Source organism: Salinicola sp. (genome assembly GCF_982684285.1).
Genome location: NZ_CEXLVS010000223.1, coordinates 1 through 6,772, shown reverse-complemented (window position 1 = coordinate 6,772; position 6,772 = coordinate 1). Strand labels below are relative to the sequence as shown.

Sequence of the window (6,772 nt, the reverse complement as noted above, 5' to 3'; positions counted from 1 at the left end):
CTGGTCGCCGACAAGCCGCCCCAGCCGATGGGCAACGACAACGTCACCGCCAGCCCCTCGGGCACCTTCGCCACCGCCGATGGCTTGATCAACATCGCCGCCAACAAGCAGGAGCAGTTCGAGGCGATCTGCCACCTGCTCGAACGCCCGGAATGGCTCACCGACGCCCGCTTCGCCCAGCGCCAGGCGCGCCTGGAGAACCGTCAGGCGTTGAGCGACTGCATCGAGGCGGCGCTGAAACGGGAAACGACCGAGTACTGGTGGCCGCGGCTGGTCGAGGCCGGCGTGCCCGCCGGCCCCGTCTACAGCGTCGCCGAAGCCTTGGCGCACCCACAGGTTCGCGATCGCGGGCTGATCGAGCGGTTCGGCAACGACACGATCGGCCGGCCGCTGGAAGTGGTCAGCGGTGGTTACCGTTTCGACGGCGAGGCGCCCCGCGTCGCCTCGCCACCGCCCCGCCTCGGCCAGGACAACGACATCCTGCTGCCCACCCGCGCCGCCAACGACGAATAGACAGGAGACATCTCATGACCGATACCCTCACCCCCGAATACCAGGCCCGGCAGTGGTGGAAGACCGACATCATCGACATGCGCCCCGGAGAGATCCGCTATCGCGGCTACCCCATCGAGGAGTTGATCGGCAACGTCGGCTTTACCGACATGGTCTGGCTGATGACTCGCGGTGAGCTGCCCACCCGAGCGCAGTCGGCGCTGCTGGAAACGGCACTGATGAGCGCCGTCGACCACGGCCCGCAGGCGCCGAGCATCGCCATCGCCCGGATGGCCGTGACCTGCGGCAGCAGCCTCAACAACGCCATGGCTTCCGCGGTCAACGTGCTCGATGACGTCCATGGTGGCGCCGGCGAACAGGCCGTCGAGCTGTACCAGTCGATCCTCGAGTACCAGATCGGCGGGCACCCTCTGGAGATCGCGGTCCAGGAAGGCATCGCCACCTGGCAGCGCGAGCGGACCAAGATCATTCCCGGCTTCGGCCACCGCTTCCACTCGGTCGACCCCCGCGGGCCGCGACTGCTGCAGCTGGTGGAGGAAGCCGCCGCTCGCGGCGAGGTGGATGGCAACTTCGTCTCCATCGCCCGCGAGGTCGAACGCCAGCTCATCGCCATGAAGGACAAACCGATTCCGCTCAACATCGACGGCGCCACCGCCGTCATCTACGCCGAGCTGGGCTTTCCCGCCCCGCTGGCCCGCGGCCTGTTCTGCCTGTCGCGCTCGGTGGGCATCCTCGCCCACGCCTGGGAGCAGCAGTGCCAGGGCGGGCGCAACAAGGGCCCGATGCCCAAGGGCTGGCTGTGGCCCTATGGCGGCCCGGCACAACGCCCGGTGCCAAACCGGGGCTGATCTCTCTCGAACGGCGACCGTTCAAGCCTGGTGAAACTCGCGTCCGGCGGTGGTCTCCTTGATCACGCCGATGCGAATCACGAAGTCGCCAAACGGTTCGCCCGCCTCGCGCTCGACGGAGTAGCGCTGGACCAGCGGCGTCAGCGCCTCGAGGATGGTCGCTTCATCGATGTTCTCGCGGTAGAGCTTGTTGAGGCGTTGGCCGCTGAAGCCGCCGCCGAGATAGAGGTTGTAACGCCCCGGCGCCTTGCCGACGAAGCCGATCTCGGCGAGATAGGGGCGTGCGCAGCCGTTGGGGCATCCGGTCATACGCACGATGATCGCATCGTCGGCCAGCCCCGCCTCGCTCATCACCTCCTCGAGCTTGTCGATCAATGACGGCAGGTAGCGCTCGCTCTCCGCCATTGCCAGCCCGCAGGTCGGGAATGCCACGCAGGCCATGGCGTTACGTCGCAGCGGCGAGGTCTCCGCCACCAGCCGATGACGATCCAGCAGCGCATCGATGGCTTCACGGCGGGACTCGTCGACCTGGGTGATGATCACGTTCTGGTTGGTGGTGAGCACCAGGTCGCCGTCATGCTGCTCGGCGATCTCGCGCAATCCGGTGCGTAGCTGCGGGCCGTCGGGGAAGTCGGCGATGCGTCCGTTCTGGACGAACAGGCCGTAGTGCCATTGGCCGTCGTCGCCCTGGACCCAGCCCAGCCGATCGCCGTTGTTGTCGAAGTGATAATCGCGCGCCGGTGCCAGCGCTTCGCCGAGGTGCCCTTCGACCTCGGTCTTGAACGCCTCGAGCCCCATCTCCTCGACGGTATATTTCAGTCGTGCCTGCTTGCGGTCGCGGCGATTGCCGTTGTCGCGCTGCACCAGCATGATCGCTTCCGCCACGGCGGGCGCGGCTTCCGGCGAGCAGTATCCGATGGGGTCGGAGAGCCGCGGAAAGGTCGTCGGCTCGCCGTGGGTCATACCCATGCCGCCGCCGATGCAGACGGTGAAGCCCCGCAGTTCGCCCTCCACCACATCGGCAATGAAGCCGACGTCGTGGGCGAACAGGTCGACATCGTTCTCCGGCGGAATCGCCAGCGCCACCTTGAACTTACGCGGCAGGTAATGGCGGGTGTAGAGCGGCTCGTTGGGATCGAGCGCCGGCGAAGCCCCCTCCGCCGTCGCGTCCGCGCGTTCCTCGGCGCCGCCGGCGACGCGCTCCTCACCCAGGAATATCTCGTGATAGGCCCGGGTGCGAGGCAGCAGGCGAGCGCTGATCCGGTGACTCAACTCGTAGACCTGCCGATGAACGGCGGAGCGATGCGGATTGGCAGTGCAGATCACGTTGCGGTTGACGTCGCCACAGGCGGCGATGGTATCCACCATGGCCTGATGGATGGTCTGCAGGTGCGGGCGCAGGTTCTCCTTGAGCACGCCGTGATACTGGAAGGTCTGCCGCGTGGTGATGCGCAGCGTGCCGTTGGCGTAGCGTGAGGCCACGTCGTCGAGCGTCTGCCACTGCGCCGGCGTGACCAGCCCCCCGGGCAGCCGCAACCGCACCATGAAACTGTAGAGCGGTTCGAGTTTCTGGTGTCGGCGCTCGTCGCGCAGGTCGCGGTCGTCCTGCTGGTAGAAGCCGTGAAACTTGGTCAGTTGAGTATCGTTCTCGGCGACGGCGCCGGTGGCGCGATCGGCCAGGCTCTCTTCCAGCGTGCCGCGCAGATAGTCGCTCTCCACCTTGAGCCGCTCGTTGGGATGCAGCTCATCGAGTGGGATGTCACGCAGTTTGGCGATGATGTCCATGTCGACTCCTAATAGATGTCGCGCTGATAACGCTTCTCCTGCTGCAACTGACGCAGATAGTCGTCGGCGCCGGCTTCGCCGTGCCCGCCCTGCTCGCGGATGATGTCGCGCAGTGCCTGGTGCACGTCCGGCGCCATGAACTCGGCATCGCCACAGACGTAGACGTAGGCGCCGGCTTCCAGCCAGGCATAGAGCCTCTCGGCCTGCTCGCGCATCCTGTCCTGAACGTAGACCTTGTCGGCCTGATCGCGAGAGAAAGCGACATCGAGGCGCGTCAGCAGCCCCTGCTGTCGCCACTTGAGCCACTCCGCCTGATAGAGGAAATCGCTGCGGAAGTGCCGATCGCCGAAGAACAGCCAGTTGTCGCCGCCAGCGCCGCGCTCCTCGCGCTCCTGCAGGAAGGCGCGGAACGGCGCGACGCCGGTGCCGGGACCGATCATGATCAGCGGCGCCTCGTCATCGTCGGGCAGCTTGAGCTGCTTGTTGCGGTCGATATAGATCGGCACCCGGTCGCCGGGTTCGATCCGGTCGGCCAGATAGCTCGTGGTCACGCCGTTACGAGCCCGGCCGTGGGTTTCGTAGCGCACCACGGCCACGGTGAGATGCACCTCGTCCGCGGCCGCCGCCTGGCTCGAGGCGATGGAGTAGAGACGCGGCGGCAGCTTGCGCAGCGCCGCCGAAAACTGGGCGGCATCGATCCCGTCGACCGGGAACTGTTCGATCACGTCGATGATCTGGCGCCCGTGGAGCCAGTCACGCAGTTCATCGCGGGCCTCTTCACCCAGCAGGCGCTGCAGCTCCGGCGCCTGGGACCACTCCGCCCACTGCTTGAGAAACGGGCGCGTCAGCGTGGTCACCTCGAAATCCGCCAGCAGCGCGTCGCGCAGTACCCGGCCCTCATCCAGTGGGGATTCGGCGTCGAGCTTGAGCATCGCGATCAGCTCGTCGACATGGGCGGGGTCGTTCTGCGGCACCACCCCGACGGCGTCGCCCGGCAGATACTCCAGCCCGGAATCCTCCAGCGACAGTTCGAGATGCAAGGTCTGCTTGTCGGAGCCGCGCCCATTGAGCGGTTGACGGGTCAACACCTCGGCCATGAACGGATGTTTCTTCGAGTACGACGGTTGGGCGCCTTGCGCCGCGTCGGTCTCGGCGGCCTCAGCCGGCGGCGGCGTGGCGAGATCGCCGGCCAGCGACGCGAGCACCTCGTCGATCCAGGCCTCGGCACGCTCCTCGTAATCGACATCGCAATCGGCGCGCTCCCTGAGCCGTTCGCCACCCAGTTCGGCCAGGCGCGCGTCAAACTCCTTGCCGGTCTGGCAGAAGTGCTCGTAGCTGGCATCGCCCAGCCCCAGCACGGCATAGCGAGTCCCCGTCAGTTTCGGCGCCTTGCGCCCCATCACCAGTTCGTGAAATTCGAGCGCCGGATCGGGCGGATCGCCGTCGCCCTGGGTACTGACCACGACCAGCAGCCGTTCGACGGCCTTCAGCGTCTTCTTTCCGGCGTCCGCCATGCTGGTGAGGGTTACCTCGAATCCCTTGGCGCGAGCGCGCTCGGCGGCCAGCTCGGCCACCCCCTCGGCATTGCCGGTCTGGCTGCCATAGAGCACGGTCAGCGCCGTGGCGGCGGCCGGCGCTGGCGACGAGTCGCCCGTCGGCGACTCCCCGGCCGACTGGGCACCGCGCCCCGCCAGATAGCCACTCAACCACTGCCGCTGCGCGTCGTTCAGATCCGCCAGCGCCTGCTGCACGCGCCTGGCCTGGTCGGCGTTCAGCGGGCTGTTGGTATCGGTCAGTGTCATGGGCGCCACGCCTATCCTCTCGTTGACGAAATGACCGGAACCGCCGGCAGAGCGCGCGGACCGGAATCGGATAACCCATTAGTGTTAGGGCAACCGCCGAGAATCAAAAAGGCTAAAACGCACTGTCGTTATTCGATGACGTCATGACGGCTTTTCGTCGGTCGTCGATCCTTGCATACTCGGTTGCCCCCCTTTTCCGGAGACTGCCATGGCTTATCGACTCTTCATCGCCAACAAGAACTACTCATCCTGGTCGATGCGACCCTGGGTGCTGCTGCGGGCCCTGCAGATCCCGTTCGAGGAGGTGCTGACGCCGTTCGAAGGCGCCGGCCAGCAGCAAGCGTTCACGCGCTTCTCGCCCACCGCCAAGGTCCCCTGCCTGCACGACGACGACCAGGTGGTATGGGAGTCACTGGCGATCGCGGAGTACCTGGCCGAGGCCCACCCGAGCGCATGGCCCACCGATCGCGCCGCCCGAGCCTGGGCCCGCTGCGCCAGCGCCGAGATGCATTCCGGCTTTGCCGCCCTGCGCGACGAGTGTTCGATGAACTGCGCGCTGAGCATCGACCTGGGCACGCCGAGCGAGGCGCTGGAGAGGGATCTGAAGCGACTCGATACGCTATGGCAGGAAGGGCTGGAGACTTTCGGCGGCCCATGGCTCGCGGGCGACGCCTTCACCGCCGTGGACGCCATGTTCGCCCCGGTCGCGGTGCGCATCCGCGGTTACGGCATCGAACTCGGGGCGGCGGCCATGGCCTACGCCGAGCGCCTGCTGGCGCATCCGGCGGTGGCCGAATGGGTCGAACAGGGCATCGCCGAACCGTGGGTCGACGAGCCGCACGAAGCCGACTGCGTGCGTGGCCGGCGTGTCATCGCGGATCGGCGCCGACAAGCCTGAAGCCGATCCTTCGAGGGGAGACCCCGTCGGCTCGAGAGCTTTCGGGGTCGGATCGAAATGCCACGACCTCGAGCGCCGACCGGCTGCTGGACCACCCTGTGGTGGTCCGAGCCCGTTGCGGAGATCGAATGCCGAATCAGTACAGTTCGGCCAACGCCTCCTTGGTGAAATCGCTCATCGACTCCTCATCGCGAGCATGGACCTTCGTCACCCACGCCGGATCGCTCAGCAACGCGCGACCGACAGCGATCAGATCGAATTCGTCGCGCTCCATCCGGGCCACGAGCTTGTCCAGGCTGGCCGGGCTCGAGCTCTCGCCGCTGAAGGCGCCCATGAAATCACCGGACAGGCCGACCGAACCGACACTGATGGTGGGCGCCCCCGTGAGTTTCTTGGCCCAGCCGGCAAAATTCAGGCCATCGGGGCCGTCGATTTCCGGATACTCCGGCTCCCAGAACCGTCGCTGCGAGCAGTGCAGGATATCCGCACCGGCTTCCACGAGCGGGGCGAGCCAGTCGGTCATCTCATCCGGCGTGTTGGCCAGACGTACGTCGAAGTCCTGCTGTTTCCACTGACTCACGCGCAGGATGATCGGCAGATCGGGGCCGACGGCAGCGCGCACGCTCTTGACGACTTCCGCGGCGAAGCGGGAACGCTCCTCAAGGGTAGTGCCGCCGTAGCGATCGCTGCGCCGATTGGTGGCCGCCCAGAAGAACTGATCGATCAGATAGCCGTGGGCGGCGTGAATTTCCACCGTGTCGAAACCGAGCCGCTTGGCGTCGGCCGCGGCGCGGGCCCCTTCGAGGTCAGCTGGAGGAACATCCGCCTGCGAGAGGTGCGCGATGAGCAGAGCGGTTGGCGCTCGCTCTACAACGGCAAGGACCTCAAGGGCTGGAAGACGACCGGCAACTGGATCCCCGAGGAGG

Annotated in this window: 6 protein-coding genes; 3 read left to right on the top strand and 3 right to left on the bottom strand. The window is 66.7% G+C overall.

What is annotated here, in order from left to right; genetic code table 11:
• Both AC3AYF_RS16485 and AC3AYF_RS16480 read left to right on the top strand, forming a co-directional pair.
• Nucleotides 1–513 (top strand): CoA transferase (locus tag AC3AYF_RS16485; protein WP_295040779.1); only part of this gene is annotated, 513 nt, incomplete at its 5' end.
• A gap of 14 nt (nt 514–527) precedes the next feature.
• Nucleotides 528–1,361, top strand: a complete 834-nt coding sequence (locus AC3AYF_RS16480; protein ID WP_295040777.1) for a citryl-CoA lyase — start codon at nt 528–530, stop codon at nt 1,359–1,361.
• Between the two features lie 21 nt (nt 1,362–1,382).
• Here the strand turns inward: AC3AYF_RS16480 and AC3AYF_RS16475 are convergent, their stop codons facing one another.
• Both AC3AYF_RS16475 and AC3AYF_RS16470 read right to left on the bottom strand, forming a co-directional pair.
• A complete protein-coding gene (locus AC3AYF_RS16475) occupies nt 1,383–3,146 on the bottom strand; it encodes an NADPH-dependent assimilatory sulfite reductase hemoprotein subunit (RefSeq protein ID WP_295040775.1) in 1,764 nt (587 codons plus the stop codon).
• 8 nt (nt 3,147–3,154) lie between these two features.
• The gene (locus AC3AYF_RS16470; RefSeq protein ID WP_487780019.1) at nt 3,155–4,948 is read right to left on the bottom strand and encodes an assimilatory sulfite reductase (NADPH) flavoprotein subunit; all 1,794 of its coding nucleotides are present in this window, start codon (nt 4,946–4,948) and stop codon (nt 3,155–3,157) included.
• Between the two features lie 208 nt (nt 4,949–5,156).
• Here AC3AYF_RS16470 and AC3AYF_RS16465 point away from each other — a divergent pair, with 208 nt between their 5' ends.
• Nucleotides 5,157–5,846 (top strand): glutathione S-transferase family protein, encoded by a 690-nt coding sequence (locus tag AC3AYF_RS16465; protein ID WP_295040772.1) that lies wholly within the window; start codon nt 5,157–5,159, stop codon nt 5,844–5,846.
• Between the two features lie 136 nt (nt 5,847–5,982).
• Here the strand turns inward: AC3AYF_RS16465 and AC3AYF_RS16460 are convergent.
• On the bottom strand, nt 5,983–6,772 hold a 790-nt coding region (locus AC3AYF_RS16460; protein WP_295040770.1), incomplete at its 5' end, for an oxidoreductase.